14 protein-coding genes are annotated in these 24,704 nt (G+C 32.4%); 9 read left to right on the top strand and 5 right to left on the bottom strand.

All coding sequences use genetic code 11. The annotated features are described in order from the left end of the window. Positions 1-90: 90 nt before the first annotated feature. The 3 genes from fucP to DFQ10_RS03545 all read right to left on the bottom strand — a co-directional run bounded on the left by fucP (position 91) and on the right by DFQ10_RS03545 (position 4,223). Positions 91-1,395: an L-fucose:H+ symporter permease gene (gene fucP, locus DFQ10_RS03555; RefSeq protein WP_115816034.1), complete on the bottom strand. Its 1,305-nt coding sequence runs from the start codon at positions 1,393-1,395 to the stop codon at positions 91-93. Positions 1,396-1,490: 95 nt separating this feature from the next. Beyond that, positions 1,491-2,930 (bottom strand): aldehyde dehydrogenase, encoded by a 1,440-nt coding sequence (gene aldA, locus DFQ10_RS03550; protein ID WP_115816033.1) that lies wholly within the window; start codon positions 2,928-2,930, stop codon positions 1,491-1,493. A 393-nt stretch (positions 2,931-3,323) separates the two neighbouring features. Continuing rightward, entirely contained in the window at positions 3,324-4,223 is a 900-nt protein-coding gene (locus DFQ10_RS03545) for an AraC family transcriptional regulator (RefSeq protein ID WP_115816032.1), read from the bottom strand. Between the two features lie 192 nt (positions 4,224-4,415). Between DFQ10_RS03545 and rhaD the strand changes: the two genes are divergently transcribed. From rhaD to DFQ10_RS03520, 5 genes are all read left to right on the top strand, one after another. Continuing rightward, positions 4,416-5,210 carry a rhamnulose-1-phosphate aldolase gene (gene rhaD / locus DFQ10_RS03540; protein ID WP_181897566.1) on the top strand — a complete coding sequence of 265 codons (795 nt, stop codon included), beginning with the start codon at positions 4,416-4,418 and terminating at the stop codon, positions 5,208-5,210. 15 nt (positions 5,211-5,225) lie between these two features. Then, entirely contained in the window at positions 5,226-7,013 is a 1,788-nt protein-coding gene (locus DFQ10_RS03535; protein WP_115816030.1) for an L-fucose isomerase, read from the top strand. A 66-nt stretch (positions 7,014-7,079) separates the two neighbouring features. Beyond that, positions 7,080-8,393 (top strand): FGGY family carbohydrate kinase, encoded by a 1,314-nt coding sequence (locus DFQ10_RS03530; protein WP_115816029.1) that lies wholly within the window; start codon positions 7,080-7,082, stop codon positions 8,391-8,393. A 318-nt stretch (positions 8,394-8,711) separates the two neighbouring features. Further along, positions 8,712-12,836 (top strand): hybrid sensor histidine kinase/response regulator transcription factor, encoded by a 4,125-nt coding sequence (locus tag DFQ10_RS03525; RefSeq protein WP_115816028.1) that lies wholly within the window; start codon positions 8,712-8,714, stop codon positions 12,834-12,836. A 100-nt stretch (positions 12,837-12,936) separates the two neighbouring features. Continuing rightward, complete coding sequence (locus DFQ10_RS03520; RefSeq protein ID WP_115816027.1) at positions 12,937-13,323, top strand: hypothetical protein; 387 nt, start codon at positions 12,937-12,939, stop codon at positions 13,321-13,323. Between the two features lie 581 nt (positions 13,324-13,904). On the opposite strand, the gene DFQ10_RS03515 is transcribed toward DFQ10_RS03520, so the two are convergent. Together DFQ10_RS03515 and DFQ10_RS03510 are read right to left on the bottom strand one after the other, a co-directional pair. Beyond that, on the bottom strand, positions 13,905-15,515 hold the full coding sequence (locus DFQ10_RS03515) for a hypothetical protein (RefSeq protein WP_115816026.1): 1,611 nt from the start codon (positions 15,513-15,515) through the stop codon (positions 13,905-13,907). A gap of 71 nt (positions 15,516-15,586) precedes the next feature. Then, positions 15,587-17,512, bottom strand: coding sequence for a T9SS type A sorting domain-containing protein (locus DFQ10_RS03510; protein ID WP_115816025.1), 1,926 nt, complete (start codon positions 17,510-17,512; stop codon positions 15,587-15,589). A gap of 340 nt (positions 17,513-17,852) precedes the next feature. On the opposite strand from DFQ10_RS03510, the gene DFQ10_RS03505 reads away from it, so the two are divergent. From DFQ10_RS03505 to DFQ10_RS03490, 4 genes are all read left to right on the top strand, one after another. Further along, positions 17,853-19,766, top strand: a complete 1,914-nt coding sequence (locus DFQ10_RS03505; RefSeq protein WP_115816024.1) for a sulfatase — start codon at positions 17,853-17,855, stop codon at positions 19,764-19,766. A 179-nt stretch (positions 19,767-19,945) separates the two neighbouring features. After that, the gene (locus DFQ10_RS03500) at positions 19,946-20,755 is read left to right on the top strand and encodes a T9SS type A sorting domain-containing protein (protein ID WP_115816023.1); all 810 of its coding nucleotides are present in this window, start codon (positions 19,946-19,948) and stop codon (positions 20,753-20,755) included. Positions 20,756-21,073: 318 nt separating this feature from the next. Continuing rightward, on the top strand, positions 21,074-21,844 hold the full coding sequence (locus DFQ10_RS03495) for a T9SS type A sorting domain-containing protein (RefSeq protein ID WP_115816022.1): 771 nt from the start codon (positions 21,074-21,076) through the stop codon (positions 21,842-21,844). Between the two features lie 140 nt (positions 21,845-21,984). After that, a complete protein-coding gene (locus DFQ10_RS03490) occupies positions 21,985-24,699 on the top strand; it encodes an outer membrane beta-barrel protein (RefSeq protein WP_115816021.1) in 2,715 nt (904 codons plus the stop codon). The last annotated feature ends 5 nt before the right edge of the window (positions 24,700-24,704 follow it).

Here is a 24,704-nt window from a genome sequence, read left to right as displayed (position 1 = left end):
ATCTTACTTTTTTTCATAATAGCTTTTGTATTCTATAATTAGATAAGCAATACTAATGAGACAGACCTATACCAAAACGATATCAATTTATTATTGGTCCTTATAAACTTTTAAAGTCCTATAACCATATAAGGCTATAAAACAGAAACAAATAAAAGGAAGAATAAAAGAGAAGTTAACACCAGAAAATGGTCCTATCTTTTCAGTATCTATCATTAATCCTTGCAAAATTGGCATTAAAGCACCACCAACAATAGCCATTACCAAACCGGCTGCTCCAATAGCGGTATCGTCTGCTCTTAAACCATCTAATGCAATACCATAAATGGTTGGGAACATTAAAGACATAAATGCTGAAGTAGCCACTAACAAATAGAGTCCGGCAATACCTTCAATTAATATAACACCAGACATCGTTACCATGGCGCAAAGCGCAAAAATCATCAACAGTTTTCTAGAGTTGACATATTTCATTAAAAATGTGCTAATAAATCTGCTACATAAAAAAATAGCCATGGCTACAATATTATAATTTTGTGCTTCTGCTTTTGGTATACCTAAGTTTCCTGCGTATTGAATAATAAATGTCCAACACATAATTTGAGCGGCAACATAGAATAGTTGTGCTAAAACACCTTCTTTATATTTTCCATTTTTGAATAATCTTTTAAATGAAGATGCCGCACTGGTTGGATTATCGCTAACCGTTCTTTTAGGCATTTTAGTGACAGAAATGACCACTAACATGGCTATAACAACAAAACCAAGAATAACATAAGGGTTTCTAATAATCTCTAAATCATGCGTTCTAATAACCGCTTTTTGAGCTTCGCTTAACGTATTGAAAATAAGTTCTCCAGCCTCATTACGTTTATCAGAATCTAAAGCTGTAAGTATAAATTTTGAAGCCACAAACATACCAAACAGTGAACCAATAGGATTAAAAGCTTGTGCTAAGTTTAATCGCTGTGTTGCCGTACGCTCATCTCCCATTGATAATATAAAAGGATTTGCTGTAGTTTCTAAAAAGGCTAACCCAAAAGTTAAGATATATAAAGACCCTAAAAAGAATCCAAAAACCTCGAATTTTGCAGCTGGAAAAAACAATAAAGCTCCAATAGCGTAAAGCGTTAAGCCTAAAAGTATTCCTTTTTTATAACTGTATTTTCTAACAAAAAGTGCCGCAGGAATAGCCATAGTTGCATAACCTCCATAAAAAGCTAATTGTACCAAAGCAGCTTTAGCTGTTGAAATCTCCATTACGGTTCCAAATGCAGCTACCATAGGATTGGTAATGTCGTTAGCAAAACCCCAAAGCGCAAACAAAGATGTGATAAGTACAAATGGTACGATAACCTCTTTTGATACTACTGGTATTTTTGTTGAATTCGTCATTTAATCTTGGTTTTTTTTTAGTGTCAATGAAAAAAAAGCACCATTCAAATTAATATCTAAAAATGAATAGTGCTTTGGTAATCTAATATTAATTTCTATCTGTATTGTGCATAAATCACCTTCGTTTGAAGGTATTCTTCCATTCCATGTTTCCCATCAGCTCCACCAACTCCAGATTTTTTCCATCCTGCGTGGAAACCTTGAATAGCTTCAAAATGCTCTCTATTAATGTAAGTTTCACCAAATTCTAATTCTTGACTTGCATGCATCACTTTATTAAAGTTCTCAGAGAAAATAGATGATGTTAACCCGAAGTCACTATCATTTGATAAAGCAATTGCTTCATCAAGCGTGCTAAATTTCATTACAGGTAAAACAGGACCAAATACTTCTTCTTGAATAATTTGCATGTTCTGTTTAACGTTAGTCAATAAGGTTGGTTGATAAAAATAACCTCTATCAAACTGGCTAGATCTCTGTCCACCTAATACCACTTCAGCACCTTCTTTTTTAGCGAAGTTGACCATCTCTTCAACTTTTTCTATTTGCGCTTGAGATACCATACTACTCATATCTGGATTGTTAGTAGAAAACGCATCTTCAACTTTAACTTCGTTTAATTTCTTTGTTACTCTATCAATAAACTCATCGTATATAGAATCTTCTACATAAACACGTTCTGCACAGTTACAAACTTGTCCGCTAAAGATAACTTTAGAGTTTACGATAGCATTAACAGCTAATTCTAAATTAGCATCTGCACATACAATAGCAGGAGCTTTTCCTCCCAATTCTAAAGAGACCTTAGTAATGTTTGGCGCTGCAGCTTCCATAATTTTCTGACCAGCATATACACTTCCTGTTAAACTTACAATACCAGTAATAGGACTCTTAGATAAGGCATTTCCAACAAGTGGTCCAGAACCACAAACAAAGTTTAAGACACCAGCAGGTAAGCCTATGTTTTCAATAAGTTTTACAAATTCCATAACGGTATTTGGTGCAACACAACTTGGCTTAATAACACATGTATTACCAGTTACTAAAGATGGTGCTACTTTTCTTGCCATTACAAAGAATGGAAAGTTCCATGGTAATATACCTACAGATACACCAATAGGAGCTTTATGCAAAAAGATATGCTCTTTAGCTCTATCGCTCTGAATAATTTCTCCTTCAATTCGTCTTGCCCAACCTGCGTTATAATCAAAATAATCAGCAGTAACATCAATTTCTACTTGTGCTAATCCAATTACTTTAGCTTGTTCTGACGCTAAAGTTTCGGCTAAAAACACACGATTTTCACGAATCACGTTTGCCATTTTATTTAAATAGCCAGCACGTTCAATTGCAGTTAGAGATTTCCAAGCGTGTTGTGATCCTTTTGCAGCCTCTAATGCTTTATTTGCATCTTCAACAGAACCATGTGGTATCTCTGACAATACTTCTTCTGTACAAGGGTTAAGTACTTTTGTTACTTCTGAAGAAGTAGATTTTACAAACTTTCCGTTTATAAATTGATTAAATTCTTTCATGAGTGTTTACGTTTAGTTTATGTTGTGATATGTTTAATAAATTCGAAGTTTTTATTATAAATAAACAAAAAATCGAATCATTCTTTACCAATGTAGCCAACAAACTTATATCCTATTGTAGTTTTAGCATTTATCCATATTAATCAATAATATGTATAATTTAAACATTGAAGGGTTTCATTGTTTTAATTTTCAATAGTATTTGATATTGAAAAACCCGTATATTTTAATAGAAATTTGTTGACCTACAACCGAATGGTATTGGCCTCTACAAAGAATGATATAATAAGGTAGAGTACGTTTCTCAAATCCGTCAATTGCTTGCTCAAAATCTTCATAGCAGCTAAAACACCCCATGTTTAGGCTTCGGTCTAAATATTTTGAATGGTAAGGCTAGGTGTATTTACCCGATTTGTATGATGCAGGAGTTAATCCTGTAACCGATTTAAACACACGTGAAAAATGGTAGCGATCTGAAAAACCTAAATTAAACGCAACATTTTCAATCGACTTATTAGTATGCTCAAATAACTCACAAGATTTTGCGATTTTTCTATTTTGAACAAACTGATGCAATGTCACGTTCATTTCATCTTTAAATAATCGGGCAAACGAATTTGGAGCCATACTAACGAGCGATGACATTCTTGTGTTGCTTAATTTTTTGTCAAGATTGACTTCAATATAACGGATCACTTTTAAAACACGCTCGTCTATATTAATGGTTTTCCATAATTCCGGACCAATATTAGTGAGGGCTTCTTTAATAAAGGCTTGCAACTTTAAATTAAAGGTAAGTTTAAAATCTTTGTTTTCCACTTTTAGGCGATTGGTTAAATAATTCAATCGATCCTTTAAATAATCGGTTAATTCAATTTTTAAAATACCTGGAAAAACACTATCAAAAGGTACTCCTAAATTAAAATGAGCAAAGAAGTGAATTAAAAACATATTTTCTAAATCGGCTTCATTGTGTTTAGCATTCAATTGTTTCCCTGAAACATGAATACCTTCATTATAGATATGATTCTTTGTATAGCGTGACGAAAATGAGGTAAACGGAGGAATGATATAAATATGATTCGGATCCATTTCAAAAACAGTGTCTTGATGAATTAACTGACCACCTGTGTTTTTATTCCAATATAGTCTCCAAAACGGAAATACCATTTCATGACAGTCCCATAAATCTAATAACCAATACCTACAACATAACATCTTTAATTTCAGGTCAATAAAATTTTGATGATTTGCTGAAGGATCGCCTAATTCAATTTCTTTTACAAACTTCATGAAGCACTAATGTTTGAATTAGATACAAAAATACAGATTTTGAATATTTAATAAGGAGTAATGTGTGTCTATTTTTGTTACAATAATTTTATTTAAAACGATATGAACTATCCATAACTAAACACGTAATACTAAATGTTATGATTAATATGGATGCACTATTTGACAAATAAAAATAATAAACATAAACAAATGAAAACGATAAAACTCCCAGTACAGGTAGAAGCAGAATTAAAAAAAGTATCCGAAGTCGCAGGTTATTTATGGCAACGTGAATGGGCAGAGCGAAATGCAGGAAACATTTCAATGAACTTAACCTCTTACTTTACAAAAGAAGAAGTGCAAGGTATAGGAACAGAAATCCCGTTTGAATTTCCAAAAGGAGCTGCAGGATTTGTAATATACATTACAGGTACAGGTTGTTATTTGAGAGATTTAGTAGATAAGCTTGAAGAAGCGTCTTGTATCTTATATATCAATGAAGACGCAACAGCCTATTCAATTATTTGGGGAGGTAAGCGCGAAAACTTTGGACCAACGTGTGAGTTAATTTCTCATGCCAGTATCCATTTATTTAACTCTATTCATCACCCAGAAAATTTAGCAGTTGTGCACACACATCCATTAGAGTTAATCTGTATGAGTCATCACGAGTTATTTGATAATGAAGAAGAATTAAATAGACAAATCTGGATGATGTGTCCTGAGGTTAAAGTATTTGTACCAAAAGGTATTCACTGTACACCTTATGCTTTATCTAGTACGGCAGCTTTAGCAGATGTAACTATGGAAGCATTTAAAACAAGAAACGTTTCTTTATGGGAAAAGCATGGAGCGACAGCAACAGCACCAGATGTAATGCAAGCTTGGGACTTTTTAGATGTAGCAAATAAAGGAGCTAAGATGTTAATGATGTGTTGGGCAGCAGGTTTTCAACCCGCTGGACTTTCTAACGAGCAATTAACAGAATTAGAGCAATTCACATAATAAAAAAATATAATCATGAGTAGATTAATAGGTAGACTACCAAAAGTAGGCATTCGTCCGGTGATTGATGGACGTGAATTAGGTGTGAGAGAGTCATTAGAAGTTCAAACAATGGACATGGCTAAAGCGGCCGCAAAATTAATACAAGACACCTTACGTTTTCCAAGTGGTGAAAAAGTAGAGGTTGTAATTGCAGACACCACTATTGGAGGTGTTGCAGATGCAGCAGCTTGTGCAGATAAATTTAAAAGAGAAGGAGTTGAAGTGTCTTTAACAGTAACACCATGCTGGTGCTACGGAACAGAAGTTATGGATACCGATCCTTTAACACCTAAAGCAGTTTGGGGATTTAATGGAACAGAAAGACCAGGTGCAGTGTATTTAGCAGCAGCATTGGCAGGTTATTCTCAAAAGGGATTACCAGCTTTTGGAATTTATGGTAAAGAAGTGCAAGATGGTGGTGACCAAACCATTCCTCAAGATGTTTCAGAAAAAATATTGCGTTTTGTAAAAGGTGCTTTAGCTGTTGCTCAAATGAAAGGTAAATCTTATTTATCAATAGGCTATAGTTCTATGGGTATTGCAGGATCTATGGTAGATGTCAACTTCTTACAAGATTACTTAGGCGTAAGAGCTGAGTTTGTGGAGTCTGTTGAGCTCTTAAGACGTATTGATGAAGGTATATATGACCATGACGAATACGAAAAAGCTTTAGCTTGGACCAAAGAAAACTGTAAAGAAGGTAAAGATTATAATACGCCAGAAACACAAAAATCAGCAGAAGTAAAAGATGCTGAATGGGAAAAGGTTGTGAAAATGACTTTAATCTGTAAAGATTTAATGAACGGAAACCCTAAGTTGAAAGACATGGGATTCGGTGAAGAATCTAAAGGTAGAAATGCTATTATGGGAGGTTTTCAAGGTCAACGTCAGTGGACCGATTACCAACCAAACGCCGATTTTACAGAATCTATTTTAAACTCTTCTTTTGATTGGAATGGTATTCGTCAAGCTTACACATTTGCAACAGAAAACGATTGTTTAAACGCAATTTCTATGTTGTTTGGACACTTGTTAACGAATAAAGCGCAATTGTTCTCTGATGTACGTACGTACTGGAGTCCTGAGTCTGTAGAACGAGTGACAGGTAAAAAATTAACAGGAATTGCTAAGGATGGAATTATTCACTTAATCAATTCTGGTTCTACAACATTAGATGCTACAGCACAGCAAACGGATGCAGAAGGAAATCCTACAATGAAACCATTCTGGGATATTACAGAAGAAGAAGTTCAAAAATGTTTAGATAATACAAAATGGCCAGCTGCAATTGCTGAATATTTTAGAGGTGGAGGATTCTCTTCTCAATTTAAAACAAAAGGCACTATTCCATTAACAATGTGTAGAATTAATCTTGTAAAAGGGATTGGACCAGTTTTACAACTTGTGGAAGGCTGGAGTGTTGAATTACCTGAGGATGTTCACGAAGTATTAGACGAAAGAACGAACCCAACTTGGCCAACAACTTGGTTTGTACCAAGAACAACAGGAACAGGTTTCTTTAAAGATGTGTATACTGTAATGGCTAAATGGGGAGCAAACCATGGAGCTATTTCTCATGGACATATTGGTGCCGATTTAATTTCTTTAGCAGCGATGTTACGTATTCCTGTTAACATGCATAATGTTAGTGAAGACGACGTATTTAGACCAAGTGCATGGTCTGCTTTTGGAGAAGGCTTAGAAGGAGCTGATTATAGAGCTTGTAAAAATTATGGTCCGTTATACGGATTTAAAGATTAATTAAAATAACTCAAAAGGGTGATTGGCTTTAAAAACCAAACACCCTTTTTTTAATTTTGAACTGTGATGGTGAATGTAATTGCTGTAATTGATATAGGGAAAACAAATAAAAAAATACTCTTGTTTAATGAAGAGTTTGACGTTGTATACAGAAACGCAACGCGATTTGATGAGATTTCAGATGAAGATGGTTACCCTTGTGATGATATAGAATCTATTGAGAATTGGATTCAAAATGAGATCAAAAGAATACAAGCCGAAGGTGAGTATAATATAAAAGCTATTAACTTTTCTACGCACGGAGCTAGTCTTATCTATTTAGATGCTCAAGGCAATAGAATTACACCTTTATATAATTATTTAAAGCCATTAAACTTAGAAGAGCATCAAGAGTTTTATGAAGCTAATGGAGGTCAGGAAGAATTTTCTAGAAAAACAGCATCACCGGCTTATGGCATGCTAAACACAGGGCTTCAAATATTAAAATTACAAAAAGAAAAACCAGAATTTTGGAATAAGGTAGATACGATTTTACATTACCCACAATACCTAAGCTATCTTTTTACCAAACAAATCACTGCAGATTTCACTTCTGTTGGTGCACATACAGCAACTTGGGATTTTGATACCATGCAGTATCATAAATGGATTTCTGATTACAAATTAAATTTACCTACACCACAAAATGGAAAAGAAGCTATAGTAACCTCTTTCAATGGTAAAGAAATTGCTATTGGCACAGGATTGCATGATAGTTCTGCATCTATTATTCCGTTGTTAGAATCCGAAAAAGACAACGAATTTATTTTACTATCTACAGGCACGTGGATTATAGCCATGAATCCATTTAGTAAAGAAACCTTAACACAACATCAGTTAAAAAATAACTGTTTGTGTTTTATGACTCCACAGAAACAGCAGATAAAATCGTCTATGCAGTTTCTAGGAAAAATCCATGAAGTATATATATCTGCTTTAAGTACGTATTTTAAAGTTGATATTGATACCCATTTACAGTTAGAGCTAAATGCAGCGTTGTGTAATGAACTCATTAATGCAAATGCACGTGTATTTTTATCGGAAGGCATTGATAGTGATTTTGAAGCACACCCGGAATTATTGGCTAATTATACCAATTATGAAAGCGCTTATTACCAATTGGTGTTTGAAATCAGTAAAAAAGTAATTCATGGTATTAATTTAATTTCTGATAAAAATTCAGCAATTAAAGACATTTACATTTCTGGCGGATTTAATAAAAACGAAATCTTTATTAGATTTTTAAAGCTATTAAAAAATGACATTGAAATAAAAATTTCTGATTGTAAAAATGAAAGTGCTTTAGGTGCTGCATTGATGATGAAATCTTATATAAAATAATTAATATTACTATACAGAGCCATTAAAAACTCTTTAGAGAAAAAAATTATTTAAAATAAATCTACATGCAATTAGTATGTTCAATTCCCACGAAAAGTTACATTTGCTTTTCTAATGTAATTCAATAACATTTCTAACAGAGCAAGCATATGGTATAACCACTGATAGCAAGCAAAGTATCATAGATATTACTCCAACTTGTATTATTGAGTGTGCTCATGTTTATAGTAAAAGCCGTTCCTTGATAAAAAAATTTCTTGAATTTATTAGACAATAAATTAAAATATGTATATTCTTAAGCCAAACTAAATATATAACATGCGTAGAATTATATGCTTTATTAGTGTTGTAATTACACTATTTACTCTACAAGCTTATTCTCAAAATTTTGAAAGAATTTCTAATAAAGAAGGGTTCAATCAAAATACTGTTAATGCCATAGAGCAAGATAAATATGGATTTTTATGGTACGCAACTCCAAATGGGTTAATTCGTTATGATGGTTATGAATTTAAAACATTTAGCACACAGACTAAAGGTGAACAAGCCATTTCGAGTAATAATGTCACTTATTTGTTTAATGACAACGATGGTATTCTTTGGATAGGAACCAATGTTGGCGTTAATATATATGTTCCGTGGTTAGAGCGTTTTTTTACTGTTCCGCTTAACTATAATATAGATGTTAATAAGATTGCCACCAAAAACGATGGTTATATTTGGATAACATCTTCAACGAAATTAATACGCTGTAAGTTAAAAGATATAAATAATGGTGTTTTTGAAGTCTCCGAAAACGTTATTGATTTAAAAGAAAAATCTTTAGAAATTAACACGTTTACTTTTGGACTTAATTCTTCAATTATTTTAGGCACAAATGAAGGATTGAAAAAAATTAAGTATCAATCGGAAAATCCAATATTAAAATCAGCAATTCCAGATTCAGATGATTTTAGTTTCTTTAAAGATAAGGAGATTACCGAAATCATAAAAGTGGATAATATATTTTGGATTGGCACAACAAAAGGTTTGTACAGTTCAAATTTAGATTCAAACACTGATTATTTAGTAAAAAAAATAGAGGTTCCAAATCAAGATTCTAATTTCTATGTTAACAACCTTTTTAAGGATAATGATAACGCTATTTGGATTGGAACTACAGGAGATGGACTTTATAAATTCAACCCAATTCTAAATTCTTTTAAGCATTATAATTATGATTCAAAGAATAAAAACAGCATCAGCAGTCATCAAATTAACGCAGTATACCAAGATAGTTTTAATGTGCTATGGGTTGGTACTGCACAAGGTGGCATTAATAAACTAGACCTTTTTCAAAAACCCTTTTATTCTTACACAAACAACCCTTACGATAAGTTTTCTATTGGCGATAATTTAATCACCTCAATTTTAGAAGATAACAATGGTAAAATTTGGATTTCTGGATACAATAAAAAATTATTTAGAAGTATAGATCCTATTAGTGAAAGCAATATAGATAAAATTAAATTTGAAGATTTACAAAGCCAACTACCTATTGAAGCCAATGATGTTATAAGGTGTATTTATCAAGATCAAAGAAATTACATTTGGTTTGGTACAGACAAAAAAGTATTTGTTTACAACCCAAAACGAAAAGATTTCAAAGAGATTCAACTGTTATCTAAAAATGGTAAAGCATCTTTATTCTTAACCAGGAAAATTGTACAAATCAATGATACAGATATTGTATTATCTGGAAATAGAATTTTAGTGATAGAAAATCCTTGGACAGAAATTGATAATTCAAACCAACCAAAAATCACTATTAAGTCTAGCTTAAAAATAACAGCTAGTAGAGTACAATGCTTCTTACAAGACAGCAATAATCAATTGTGGTTTGGTACAGATAATGGTTTATTACAATGTAAATATATTGATGGCAAAATTGAAATTATAAGATCATATAACAACCTTCAAACAGGAAGTAGTAAACTGAGTTACAATAGTATTTTCACACTTCATGAAGATGATAAAAAGAATATTTGGATTGGTACTTTTGGTGGTGGTTTAAATAAATTGACTTTAGACCATGATGGTAATCCGCAAAAAATAGAATATTTCCGAAAAAATGACATCCTACCAGACGATGTTATTTATGGCATTTTACCGCAAGAAAACAGTACTAACTTATGGATTAGTACAGATATGGGATTGGTAAGGTTTAACACTGAAACCAATAAAGTAAATGTCTTTGATGTAAGTGATGGTTTAATTCAAAATAATTTTAGACAATCTGCTTACACCTTGGGTAATTCTGGGTATATATATTTTGGAGGACTGAATGGTCTAACTATTTTCGACCCACAAAAAATAGCCTTAAATAAGCAATCTCCAAGAGTTTTAATTACATCGCTCTTAATTAATAATAAGCCTATTAAAATTGGTGAAAAATTAAATGATATTACAATTCTTAAAAAAGCGATTTCAGAAACAGACACCATTACAATCTCTAAAAGTCAACGCATTATTTCCTTTAATTTAGTTGCCGAACATACCTCAGCACCTGCAAAAAATAAAATAGCCTATAAATTGGACGGTTTTAATAAAGATTGGGTAGAAACAGATGAAGGAAAATCGGCAATAACGTACACCAATTTATCAGCAGGTACCTACACCTTAAAAGTAAAATCTGCTAATGGAGATGGTATCTGGAGTGAATCAACTAAAACATTAACGTTAGTTGTTCTGCCACTTTGGTACCAAACTTGGTGGAGCTACACGCTAATGGCTCTTCTATTTTTTAGTATTGGTGTTGGTATAGTTTTCTATTTTGTTCAACATGAAAAATTAAAACAAAGATTGATCTATGAGCAATTGGACAAGGATAAAATGGAAGTGATCAATCAAGGTAAATTTAAATATTTCACCAATTTATCTCATGAATTTAGAACACCTCTCACCTTAATCTCCGGACCTTTAGATAGAGTTATTGAAAACAACAATAATCCAGAAAGTGAAAAGTTTTTAGCCATCATTAAGAGAAACACACATCGTCTTTTAAGTTTAATTGATCAATTAATAACGTTTAGACAAGCAGAACAAGGCTATCTAAACCTAAACTTTACGAAGTCTACATTAGGCGATTTCTTATATCCAACCACAGAGGCATTTGAAAATTATTCATTAGAAAAGAACATTAATTTTTATTATAAAATCAGTTCACCAAATGAAGAGATTGTTATAGACGTAGAAAAGCTGGAAAGAATACTTTTTAATTTACTTTCAAACTCTTTTAAAAACACACCTGTACAAGGAACTATTAGTATTGATGCGTCTATTATATTTGAAGATGATGTTAAAAAGATAAAAATTGATGTAATAGACACTGGTAAAGGCATACCAAAAGAAAGCTTAAATAGCATCTTTGAGCGATTCTATCAATTAGGAAATCAAGATGGTAATGTTAGTGGTGGTGGCATTGGGTTATCCTTTTGTAAATCTTTAGTAGATTTATTTGGTGGTCGTATTTCTGTAAAAAGTAAACCAAATAAAGAAACGCGTTTTACAATTGTAATTCCTTCTTCAAAAATTGAGGAAGTTAACATTGAAGACAGTCATATAAAAAAATCGTTTATAAAAAATTGGGTTCCCTTACAAGGTAATTCGATTCAGGAATCTGATAACAATAAAAAAAGCAAGAAACAGCATAATGTTTTAGTTGTTGAAAATGAAATAGATATTCAAGATTTTCTAAATAATGCATTATCCGATAAATATAATATCACCATAGCAAATAATGGTATTGAAGCGCTAGAAGAGATTAAAAAGACTGAGTTTAGCACTATTATAAGTGATGTTATGATGCCAGAAATGGATGGCTTTGAATTGTGTAAGCGTATAAAGGCCAACCCAGAAACCTGCCAACTTCCGGTTTTACTGTTAACGGCTTTAGGTGATAGTGTAGATTTAATTAAAGGTTTAGAATTTGGAGCCGATGAATACATTAGCAAACCATTCTCCTTAAAACACTTAGAACTTCGACTGAAAAAATTAATTGAAAATAACGTTAAGATAAAAGATTATTTTTCAAAGAATAGTTTACCTCCAAAAGACAAAAAGGAATTAGGATTTTCTAAAAGAGATCTCGAGTTTTTAGAGAATATCACTGAAATTATAGAGAAGAACTTATCTAACTCAAATTTTGGCGTAGAAGAGCTGTCCATAGAAGCAGGTTTAAGCTCTTCTCATTTCTATAGAAAACTGAAGCAGCTTACTGGGCAAGTCCCAAATGCCTATTTACGTAATTTTAGATTGCAAAGGGCTGCAGAGTTATTAGATAGCAATAGTGGCTATAATGTTGCAGAAGTGATGTATCAAATAGGTATAGAATCTAATTCTTACTTTTCTACGTCGTTTAAAAAGCTACATGGAGTATCACCTTCAGAATACTCAAAACGATAAAAATGACTGTTCTCAGCAACTAAATGATGAATAATAGAACGGCATTAATGCAGATATAGATTATGTTTGTTGTTCAAATAATCTAAACAATTTTAAAATTATGAAAAAAACAATATTATTACTCGTATTTAGTATCGCAATGTGTAGTTCATTATTTGCTCAAAATACTTCAGATAAAAAAATAGACAAAAAAGTTAATGCATACGTAGAAGCTGTAGAAAACAACCTAACGTTAACAGACGAAGAAAAGGAAACTATAGTTACATTAAGGAAAGGACATGCGATAGCTTTTTATGAACTTAATGAAAAGTATGAAAAGGGTTCTGAAGAGCTAAAAAAGAATAGAAAAGAAAACAATAAGGAATTTTCGAAATTGCTTGCCATAGCTTTTGGAAAAGATCGCGCTAAAGAAATAATAAATGCCGCTAAAAAGAATAAGGGTAAAGGTAAGGGAAAAGGAAAAGGTAAAAAGAAGAAGAAAAATTAAATTCTTCAATATTTAGATAGTTCTAAAATTATAGAATGTAAACCAGTTTTTGGTTTACGAAGAAGTAAACCCATATATTAAATTTATGTCCTTAAAGAGTATTAACAAATACTTTTTAAGGACATTTTTTTATGTTTATATAAACCTTAGAGCAAATTTGGATAGCATCAATGCTAAACAATTTAAAATGAACAAATTAAATAATCTTAACGTTATGAGGTTGTTGTTTTAGAGATAGAAACTGATAAATAGTAAATAGACGTGAGCCATACAGATGAATATAGATCGAAGATGGAAGAATTTAAGGATAAATAAAACTCGATGTTCTGGGAAAACTTTAATATGCCACCTCCTACTGAGTATTACAAAAAAAGTATTAAGGAATTAGAAGCCATTCAAGGTATAGATATCGAGACCCTGTTTGAATATGCTAACAAAAGTAATTAAGTCAATTTCTAACTAGATAAATATTTCTTAGAAGTAGCTCAAAAAAGCTGTAAATAAAAAATCTCAGATTAAAAATTAATCTGAGATTTTTTATTACTTATTAGCTAATTGTGTTATTGAAAATTTAAAGAATATTACCAAGCAGTAGCATCTAAAGCAACTCTTTTCCATTTGTCTGCTCCGCCGTCTGTCCCTGTTAAGAAACAAATGTAAATATAATCTGCTGTCACCCGTATTTCGCCCTCTTCACCTGCAGAGTTAGAATTAGCAGGTGCTGTATTTAATGCGGACACTTTAAATTGCGTAGCTTCAGTTGTACCTTCTACTTCTAAAGCATTTGTCGTTGCTATTTTACCAATACCAACTCTGTCATTCGCAAAATCACCATAAATCAATGGTATAGAATCACTTTCATTTTGAATTAACAACGTATTTGAAGTCGTATCAAAAGTATTATCATAACCTGAATGATAACCAATAAAAACGTTAGAACTTCCTGTTACACCACGACCAGCATTTTTTCCAAGATACACATTTTCAGCTCCTGCTGTGGTTGCTGGTGACACATTCTCACCACGACCAGCATGTATACCAACAAATACATTCTCATTGCCACTTAATCTGTTGTTACCTGCTTGGACGCCAACAAATACATTGGAGTTCCCAGAACTCTCATTTCCAGCAAATGAACCCATAGCAGTATTGTTACCAGAACTATTTAAACTAAGTGCACCATGACCAAATGCAGAATTGTTATTTTGAGCAACATTACTACTTAGTGCCTCGTATCCTACACTTGTATTACGTTCTCCGTCTACATTTTGATGTGAAGCATGATAACCAACAGCAGTGTTAGCAGTAATACGGCTAGCATCTGGCGCTGTCGTATCATTAAATAAAGCTTCTGCACCAATTGCTGTATTGCCAACTCCAGTTATATTAGCATATAAAGCTTGATTACCTATCGCAACATTTTCTGCTCCAAAAGTATTGCTAAACATTGTACCATTACCCACTGCTGTGTTTCTAGCGCCAGTAGTTAGAGGATCCGCTATACTAGTATAATTATTTCTTAATGCATCTGCACCTATGGCTGTATTATGATTTCCTGTAGTATTATCTTCTAAAGCTCTTTTACCAAAAGCAGAATTTCCTACTCCAGAAGTATTAAGTTGTAATGCTGTAAATCCAAAAGCCGAGTTATTATTACCCTCATTGTTTGCTAAAGCTGTATAACCAAAAGCAGAATTATGAGTACCATTTGTATTCACTTGTAATGCTCTATAGCCTACTCCAACATTATTATTGTCAGTAGCATCATCATTTTGTCCTGCATCTATACCTATAAAAATAGAAGAACCATCTTCTGAGCCATCTACATCTGATTTTGCATCAGTAAGGTCGTTTAGTTTTTCTATACTTGAAAACCTAACCCAACTTGTAGTTGCTTGATCCCAATAATAAAAGCCTTTAGAGTTTAAACCAACTGCTGTAGTAAGATAAACTAGCATTCCGTCTTGTGCAGCTGTAGGTGCAGTTAATGGAAATGCATCAATTCTAGGAATTAATATGCCATCTTCATTTGAAGGTGTGGCTTGGTTAGATGCTGTAATATCTAAAGTGGCTTGTGGATTTGTATTTCCAACACCAACTTGCCCGTAAGAAAAAGAGAACATAAATAATATAACATAAAATACAATATTCCTTTGACGTACTTCTCTTTCTTTATTTGATTTATTTTTCATATTAGTAGGGTAATTTATATTTTTCTTAAAATTTAATGTTGTGTTTAGATTGATATCAATAATTGTAATTTTTATTGTTTTATAAATTTAAAAACCTGAATTTCACTATTAGCTGTATACGCTTTTATAAAATAAACTCCTTCAATAAGTGTTGAAACATCAAAAGAGGCTTGGTTGCTTTTAAATTCTAATAGTTCTTGTCCATTAGAATTGTAAATAATTGCAGAAGAAATTTCTTTAGATAAGCTAAAGTTTTGCTTTACAGGATTTGGAAATAAAACAAGTTTATTAAAGTAATCGTCAGAATCAACACTTAATGTTTCACCTACCAAGAAAGCACCTTCTGGCCTTACATAAGGTTCGTAATCTGGCTTAGGCATTTGCATCATTCTGTCGTTTACCTCTTGCATTATGGCCATTTCATCAGCAGTAATATAACCATCGGTAATTGTTGTGCTCCATGTGATTGTTGCACCTGCATCTGTAAAAGTTCTCACAAAACGATAGGCTTGCTCAACTTCAAAAACTAAATCTGCACTAGCAACACTCCACTTTTCTCTAATAGGTGTGAAATAATGCTTCAAGGCTTGCTTACTACCATCATAAGAAGACCAAGGATTTTCACTTATTAACGGAAAGGAAAACTCTTCATATGCCCATGAATTAGGTGGTGCTCCTTGTCCCAAAGGTGTAGGGTGACCAGCTGTAAAATCCATATGAGGGTCATTAGCTTCTAAAAAGAAAACTTTGTAATCTGTAGGATCTTCATCCACTGTAGCATCAGAATCTACATATATATTATTCCCATTCTCATCTTTTATATACGACTTGGTTAAATTGGTAGCAATAGCCGCATCTGGATGTACCTCTCTAATCATAGCGATAAAAGCATCTAAATCTCCTGGTAAATTAGATAGATTATCAATCCAATAGCCATCAACCAAGCTATTAAATCGTTCAAAATAACCTCTAGCTAAGTTTTGCCACGCTAAACCTTGATCTCCCGCAAAGTTTAGATCACAATAATTTTCCCATGCCAATGAAATTTCTGCTTCGGTAGCATCAACATTGCCTTGAATAACTGAAGGTCCAGCACCATTAACATACAGAATTACTTTTTTTCCAGAATTCTTTAAAGTACTAATGACATTAAGTATTATTTGTTCATTTTCTATAGACGGTACCATTGCTGGATGAATTTCATTGGCAACATCTACCTGAGTATTATCTCTTAAGGTATAAAAATAACCATGAGCTGGATGTGTAAAGTTTGTAATTACATGTCCTACTGCAGGCAAATTATCTACAATTTGTTGTACACCAGCTGCCCATTCATAGTCTTCCGTATTGTCTAATCTAATCCCACCGTTGACATTGAATCTCACTCCCCAAGAACCAGATAAAAATGTAGCTCGTGGTATGGTTTGTTCTGAATATCCAGAAATAGTATCGATATAATAGGTTGATGTTAGTCCTGTTTCTTCTTCAGAAGCTAGCTCAATCAGTATTTGATTGTAACCTCCTGCTAGAAGCACATCAGAAGGAATTGTTAACCCGTTAAAATTGAAAGAAAAAGATTCCCAAGTTTCCCCTTGAGAAAATATTAATTGTTCAAAAATATCACCAGAATCGCCAATACCTGAGCTTCTTAAATACAATCGAATTCTATTGTTTGTTGAATTAAGGTTGGTCGTTTGTATGGATGTATATGCTTTTAATGAAATAGAATATGAGGATAAATCTGTTATTGGATTTGTTAAATCAAATAGAATGGTTGGATTAGTGTCCCCATTTCTTACAAATTGTGAAACTGTAGTGTTTGAATTTATACCGCTTGTTTCTGGATTTGATTCATCTGTGGTAAAAGTACCTGCCGTTACGCTGTTAAAATTAATGTTATTAGTGCTACTTGAATTCTCGTACCAAATTTGTTGTGCTACAATTGGACTTAAGCAGAAAAATGAAAATAGAACTATAAAATTAATTTTGTTAATCATACTTTTAATTTTTTATAAAGATAATCCGTAAGCTATTATTACGTTTTCTCTAATCCACCCATTTCTTACTGTAATCCATCTAAAGATTTCATAGTTAAATCGCTAGTAATAAGATTCAAAAGAAGTAATTACTTAACTCTATTTCTATAATTATAACATTAGAAGTAGACACGCTTAATCATAAACGCGTAGGCGAATTGATTGATTAAAGCAAAATTTAAAGCAATATCAGATATAGTATAAGTATATCCTTTTGTTACTTAGCAGAAGCTTACTAAACATTTTAATGAGCATAGTAATTAAGCTTTAGAGATTAAAAAAATAATTTAATAAAACTGAAATGAAGTATAGAGATTATATTACAGGAATTATTGCATTAATTTTATGTTTTAGTTGTAATACACAAAACCCAAAAGTAACCAACCATACATCGCAAAGTACAGATAGACCAGAACCTAATGTAGTGCTTTTACTTACCGACGATTTAGGATGGCAAGATGTAAAGGTCTACGATATAGACGAACCCTCTCCTTACGAAACTCCAAACATTGATGCATTGGCGAAAAAAGGAGTTCAATTCTGGCAGGCCTACTCTCCTGCTCCAACCTGCGCACCTAGTAGATGTGCTATTATGAGTGGAAACCATCCTGCAAGAGCGCAAAAGACACATGTTGTAGGCGGAGCACCTCCAACGGTTAATGGTAATAAAAATACACAACGTATTCTAGATCCTTGGTATAGTGGTCGTATGCCGGAAAACGAAATGACTCTAGCAAGAGTATTGCAACAAAAAGGCTATACTACAGGTCATGCCGGAAAATGGCATATGGCAATTAATCATCATGCTTTTCCACAGCCAGAAGATCAAGGTTTTGATGTTACAACAGCAAACCGAGGAGCAACAAGTCCTCAAAAACCACATCGTTTAACCGATTTTGCAACGACTAAAGCTTCGGACCCGTACCGTTTAGACGAAAACGGCTTTCCTTATCATCAAAATAGTCAAGATGCTTTAAATTTCTTAAAAGAAAATAAACAAGATCCGTTCTTCTTATACTATGCAACATTTCTAGTACATGCGCCTATTCATACAAGAAGCAAAGCACTATTAGAAAAATATTGCCAAAAATTAGGTGTTCCCTACCCAACAGACCCTAATCATTGGGATGTAAAAGGACAGAACAATCCTTATTATGCAGCAATGGTAGAAATGTTAGATTACTATGTAGGTCAAGTTTTTGATTATTTAGAAACCACAGATGATCCGCGTTGGCCAGGTCATAAACTAAGTGAAAACACCTATATTATTTTTACTTCAGATAATGGAGGCATGGAAAATGCTCATGGTGACGTCATAACAGATAATTATCCATTAGACAAAGGAAAGATAAATGCAAAAGAAGGAGGAACAAGGGTACCATTATTAATTTCAGGGCCTGGCATTAAAAAAGGAATAGAATCTGATGTTGTAGTAAACGGACTCGATTTTTACCCTACAATTTTGTCTTTATTAGGTATTGACAAACCTAAAGATAAACATTTAGATGGTGCAGATTTATCTACGTTGTTGTTAAAAGACCCTACCGATTCTAAATTAGTTCTAGCCGAAAACGGCAAAGAAAGAACAACCATGATGTGGCACTTTCCCCATTCTTCATTCCAAAGCACACTGCGTGTAGGTGATTATAAATTCATTAGAAATTATGATTTTAAGAATAACCCAAAAACTCCAGAGTTTGAATTATACAAATTGTACACTACTGGCAATGGCATAGCAGAACGCGTAGATATTGAAGAAGCTAATAATTTAGCAACCACTTATCCTGAAAAAACAAAGGAAATGAACTCGCAACTCACCGCTATCTTAACAGAAATGAATGCGAGTTATCCTTCTTATAATCCTTATTATAAAAGTGACCTAGACCATAAAGAAACGGTTCCTACTGTATTATCTACATCAATAACTAATGACCAAGTTACTTTTAAATACAAAGAAAATGGTGCTAAGGTGGTTAAAGCTAATTTAATTTACACAACCAATGGTGGTCACCGTTACGAAGAGTGGTTTAAAACTGATGCTAAAATAAATGCTGATGGCACTATAACAACTAATTTACCTAAAGGAACAACCCATTATATTATTAACTTAATTGATGCGCATAAGTTCTTAGTAAGTTACCCAGAAATGCCTTCTAATAAAACGCTTAAAAATGAGAAAAAGAAATATTCTGACTATGCTTTAAGGAACAAATAATTAGTTTAATAAAGAATCCAAAAAAGTTATGTAAATATTCGAAATAATACATAAAACCCACTATTTCATAGTGTCTCTGACCAATTATATCAGAAATGAGTATGTTTTTGGGCGAAATCAGCAAAGCAAAATCATTTTATATGAATAAATTTGAGTAACTAATTTTAAAACCACATATTATGAAAAAACAATTACTCTTTACTTTAGCTTTTTTAGGAGCTATAACGTTTGCTTCAGCACAAACAGAAATTTCATTTGATGAAACAGGAACGGATATTCAATCTTTTACTGTTGGACAACAAAGTTCAGATGACCTTGACGAGGGCATTCTTACTGCAGGAGGTACAGGTGTAGCTGTATCTAATAATAGTTTTATGGGTATTAGATCTGATACTCCTACTGACGATGGAGCTACTGGTACATGGATTTTCACTATTAGCACAACTTCAACTACTGCAATAAATGCAACACTTGATTTAGATATGGCAAAAAGACCAGGATGTAGTGTAAGTGGAACTGTTTCTGTATCTGGATACACAGCTACTCCATTTTCTTTTAGTTCTGACGGAACTGATGTTTCTGCAGTAATGGATACTCCTATTCAATTTGGATCAATTATATCACTTGTAAATGGTTCGCCTTTAACAGTTACTATTACACTTAACGAAATGCTAAATATAGATAATACGGCTACTTCAATTTTTAGATTAGAAAATGTTACACTTGAAAGAAATGGCTCTTTAAGTGTTGAAGAAGTTTCAACTAACAACACTGTAGCTAACATTTCTCCAAACCCTGTAACAAACAGTTTTCAAATACATTCTAATAAGCGTATTGAGCGTGTAGAATTATATAATATTACTGGTCGTTTGATAAAAACATTTAACGAAGAAGCTAATTATAATATTAGCGATTTATCTGCAGGAATTTACATTGCAAATATCAAAACACAATTAGGTTCTCAAACCATAAAAATTGTAAAAGACTAATTTAAATTTGCTTTAAAGCAAATAGATAATAAAAAGTTCCTTAGTAAATTTACTAAGGAACTTTTTTGCTTTTTCACCATACCAATCAATAATTATTTAACCATTATTAAGCTCTTAATTACTAGGTTTAAGTATCACCTAACTATTCCTTTTGTAAAGTTCAAAATCATTGAACAACCACAAAACAAACCACAAACAACTGTTTTCCAAATACATCTAAATGCTATTACAAGATATGAGTATGCTTTTGGGTGAACTCAGCAAAGTGGATTCTCCTGGTATAACTAAATTTGATTAACTAATTTTAAACCACATATTATGAAAAAACAATTACTTTTTACAGCAGTATTACTTTTTGCTTCACTTCTAACATTTGGGCAAGCATATGTACTTGATGCAACTACTGCCGCTCCAAGAGCAAGAGTAGCAGATACAAATTTTACTGAAAGCTTTACAAGTGGAACTATTGGAACGGCTGGATCTGGAGCTCATGTTAATTGGAGTGATGCAACAGTTGTTAATGGAACTATTAGTTTTGATGTAGTTTCCTCTGGAGCAGATTTCAACGCGTCAATTGCATTACACGTAAGAAAAAGATTTGGTAATTCTGGTAGTGTAGATTTTACTGTAGATGGCACAACTGAAACGTTTCCTTTAGCTAGTGATGCTACTGCAACCAATCTTGATGCTTATGAGATATTTAATCCTTTAACATTTTCTCAAAATGTAACTATTTCATCGGTTCCTACAACGATAACATTGGATGTTAATAATGTTATAACAGATCTTGCTAGTGACGTTAGTTTTAGGTACTATAATGTTACCTTTACAAATGTAGCTTTAAGTGTAGATGATTTTGAAACACAAGATACAAGTGTTAAAGTTTATCCTAACCCTACGAAAAACAGTTTTCGAATAGATTCTAATAAAACTATTGAGAGTGTAGAGTTGTATAATATTACCGGTCAACTATTAAAAACATTTAGCGAAGAAGCTAATTATGATATTAGTGATTTAGCAACAGGTATTTATATTGCAAATATTAAGACACAATTAGGTTCTAAAACATTAAGAATTGTAAAAGAATAAAGATTTATATCCTCATTTTTTTTGTAACGCAATCTTAATCATCGCTTACATTATCATGTAAAAAAAAGAAAGGTAGCAACTTAAATTGCTACCTTTTCTTCATTTATATAAATGAAAAAAATAAGTTATTTTACTCGTACATGGATCTATCAAAAATTTTAGTATTAGTCCTTCTTTTCCTATCTAATATTCTATTTGGTCAATCTGCACCACCAATTAAAGGTATTGTTGTAAGCGAAAATAAAACTCCAATTGAATACGTTTCCGTAGCACTTTTAAAACAAAAGGATTCCACATTTATTAACTACACCATTACGGATGCCAAAGGTGAATTTGTAATTCTTAACGCGCCTAAGGACTCTCTTTTATTACAGTTTTCTTACTTAGGCTATGTCACGCATTTTGAAAGCATCAACTACCTTAATAAACCCATTGATATTGGTGAGGTTATTCTTAAAGAAGAGGCTTATGAATTAGATGCAGTGACATTATCTGCAGTAATACCTATTCAAATAAAAGAAGATACGATTGCTTTTAATGCTAATTCTTTTAAAGTAAACTCAAGTGATAATCTAGAAACACTTTTAAAAAAGTTGCCTGGTTTAGAGATAGAATCTAATGGAAAAGTAATAGCCCAAGGTAACCAAGTCACAAAAATATATGTCGATGGGAAAGAGTTTTTTGGTGGCGACCCAGCGATTGTATTAAAAAATTTATCTGCAGATGCCATTTCAAAAGTTGAAATCATAGATAAAAAAAGTGATGAAGCAGAATTGACAGGAGTAGATGATGGCAATAAACAGATTGTGATTAATTTCACTTTGAAAAAGTCTAAAAAAAATCAAGGTTTCGGAAAAGCGTCCGCTGGCATAGGATTAGACAGTCGGTACTTTGGTAACCTCAACTACAACAAATTTTCGCCCAAAACGCAATTGGCTGTTATTGGCAAATACAACAATATCAATATCACAGGATCTAATATACAAGGCTTTCTAGAAAATGCTAATGGCATTGCAGACGAGTCTGATGATGATAACACTAATGCTTCTAAAACAAAAAGCCTGAGTGGTTATTTAAAAACTGGAGTCAGTGGCATAAATATTAGTCACGAGTTTAAAGAGAAAGAAGCTTTTAATGCAGACTATTTCTACAACCTTTCAGATAATCGAGGAACGTCATTTTCTAAAAGAATTTCATTTTCAAATTCTAATAACTTTGATTACGAAGCTGATAATCGTTTTAACAAGGTGTCTAATAATCATAATTTCAATTTTAACTATAAAAACAAATCGAATAGCACTAATAGCCTCACTATTAAAGGACGACTAAATTCAGATGAAATTATGCAAAACTCAACGAGAGATGGGTTTTATTATACGGAAGAAGGTGATTTAGAAACTTCTAATAGTCAAGATTACAGTAATAAAAACACCAAAAAATCATTGAATTTAAACATTAATTTCTATCAAAAATTAGCTAAAACAGGTCGTAGTTTTAGTGTTGGATTTAAAACCAATATAAGCGAACAAGCCAAGGATAATGAACAAACAACCTTAATTACTAGAAATATAGATAGTGATAATCCAACGGATACAGAGATTTTTGCTCTAAGAGATGAAACGTTTAATAACGGTTTGTACAATTTCAATTTTAAATACACAGAACCTTTAGGTCATAATCATTATTTTAAACTTGAATCGTCTTTAAAGGTTTTAAATCAAAATGAAGACATCTACCAGCTTAAAACGACATTAACTAATGATAATGCCGAAGAACTCCTAACATTTAAATACAATAACAGAGAGGGCAGTTACCAAAACCGATTGGCGTATAATTACAGTACTAAAAAACTGAATATTTATGCTGGTATTGAACTACAAGAACTCGATAGGTCTTTTGGAGTCATTACTGAAGATCCTTTTAATAGCAATCAGTTTTACTTAAATCCATTTTCTACGTTGCAATACAAACCTAAAAATGGTGTAAAATACCGATTGGTCTATAACAGAAAAATACGCAGCCCTCGTACTTCGGAAAGCTCTACGGTTATCAATGACCTAAATCCATTTTTTATAAGAAAAGGAAATCCCTATCTGAAAACAGAAAAGATAGACGATTTTTCTTTAATCGCTAACATCTACAACTACAAATCTTCACTAAGCTTTACGAGCAGAATTAAATATCAGTTTTCTAAAGATGCCATCATTCCAAATATTGATATTGACGATGAATTTGTTAGAACAAGAAGTTATATTAATAGTGGAGAGCGACAACGACTCACCGCTTCTTTTAATTTCAGTAAAAAAATAAAAGGGATAGGAATACGCTATGCCTTAAAAAACAGTAATTTCTACAATTCCTCTACCTCATTGATTAATCTTCAACTTAACGATGTGGTTTCAAAAGATATCTTATTTGGTTTGTCATTAGAGAACGCTAACAAGAATGTTATAGACTTAAAGCTAGGTACTAATTACAGCGTTAATAACACGTCATTTTCCATAGAACAAGATCTTAATCGAATTTACAAAAAGCAACACTACTATTCGGCTATAGATTACGATTTTACAGAAAAACTGAATTTTAATACACAATTTGATTATTTCGTTTTTTCAGATAATCAATTTGCCACTAATCTTAAACTTCCTATATGGAATATGGCTATTTCATACAATATTGCCAATAACAATAATATTCTTAAACTCGTTTTAATAGACCTTTTGGATAAAAATGTAGATTTTGAAAGACGAAGTACTACCAACTATTTTGAAGAGACCACTTCAGAAAGTTTAGGACGCTATATCATTTTGAGTTATACATACCGATTAGGTAGCCGAAATAAACAGAAAAGTTAGAGCTC

It is taken from the genome of Winogradskyella eximia, from assembly GCF_003386165.1.
Lineage (GTDB): Bacteria > Bacteroidota > Bacteroidia > Flavobacteriales > Flavobacteriaceae > Winogradskyella > Winogradskyella eximia.
The sequence above is the reverse complement of the archived record's forward strand: the minus strand, read 5'-3'. Positions and strand labels throughout refer to the sequence as shown.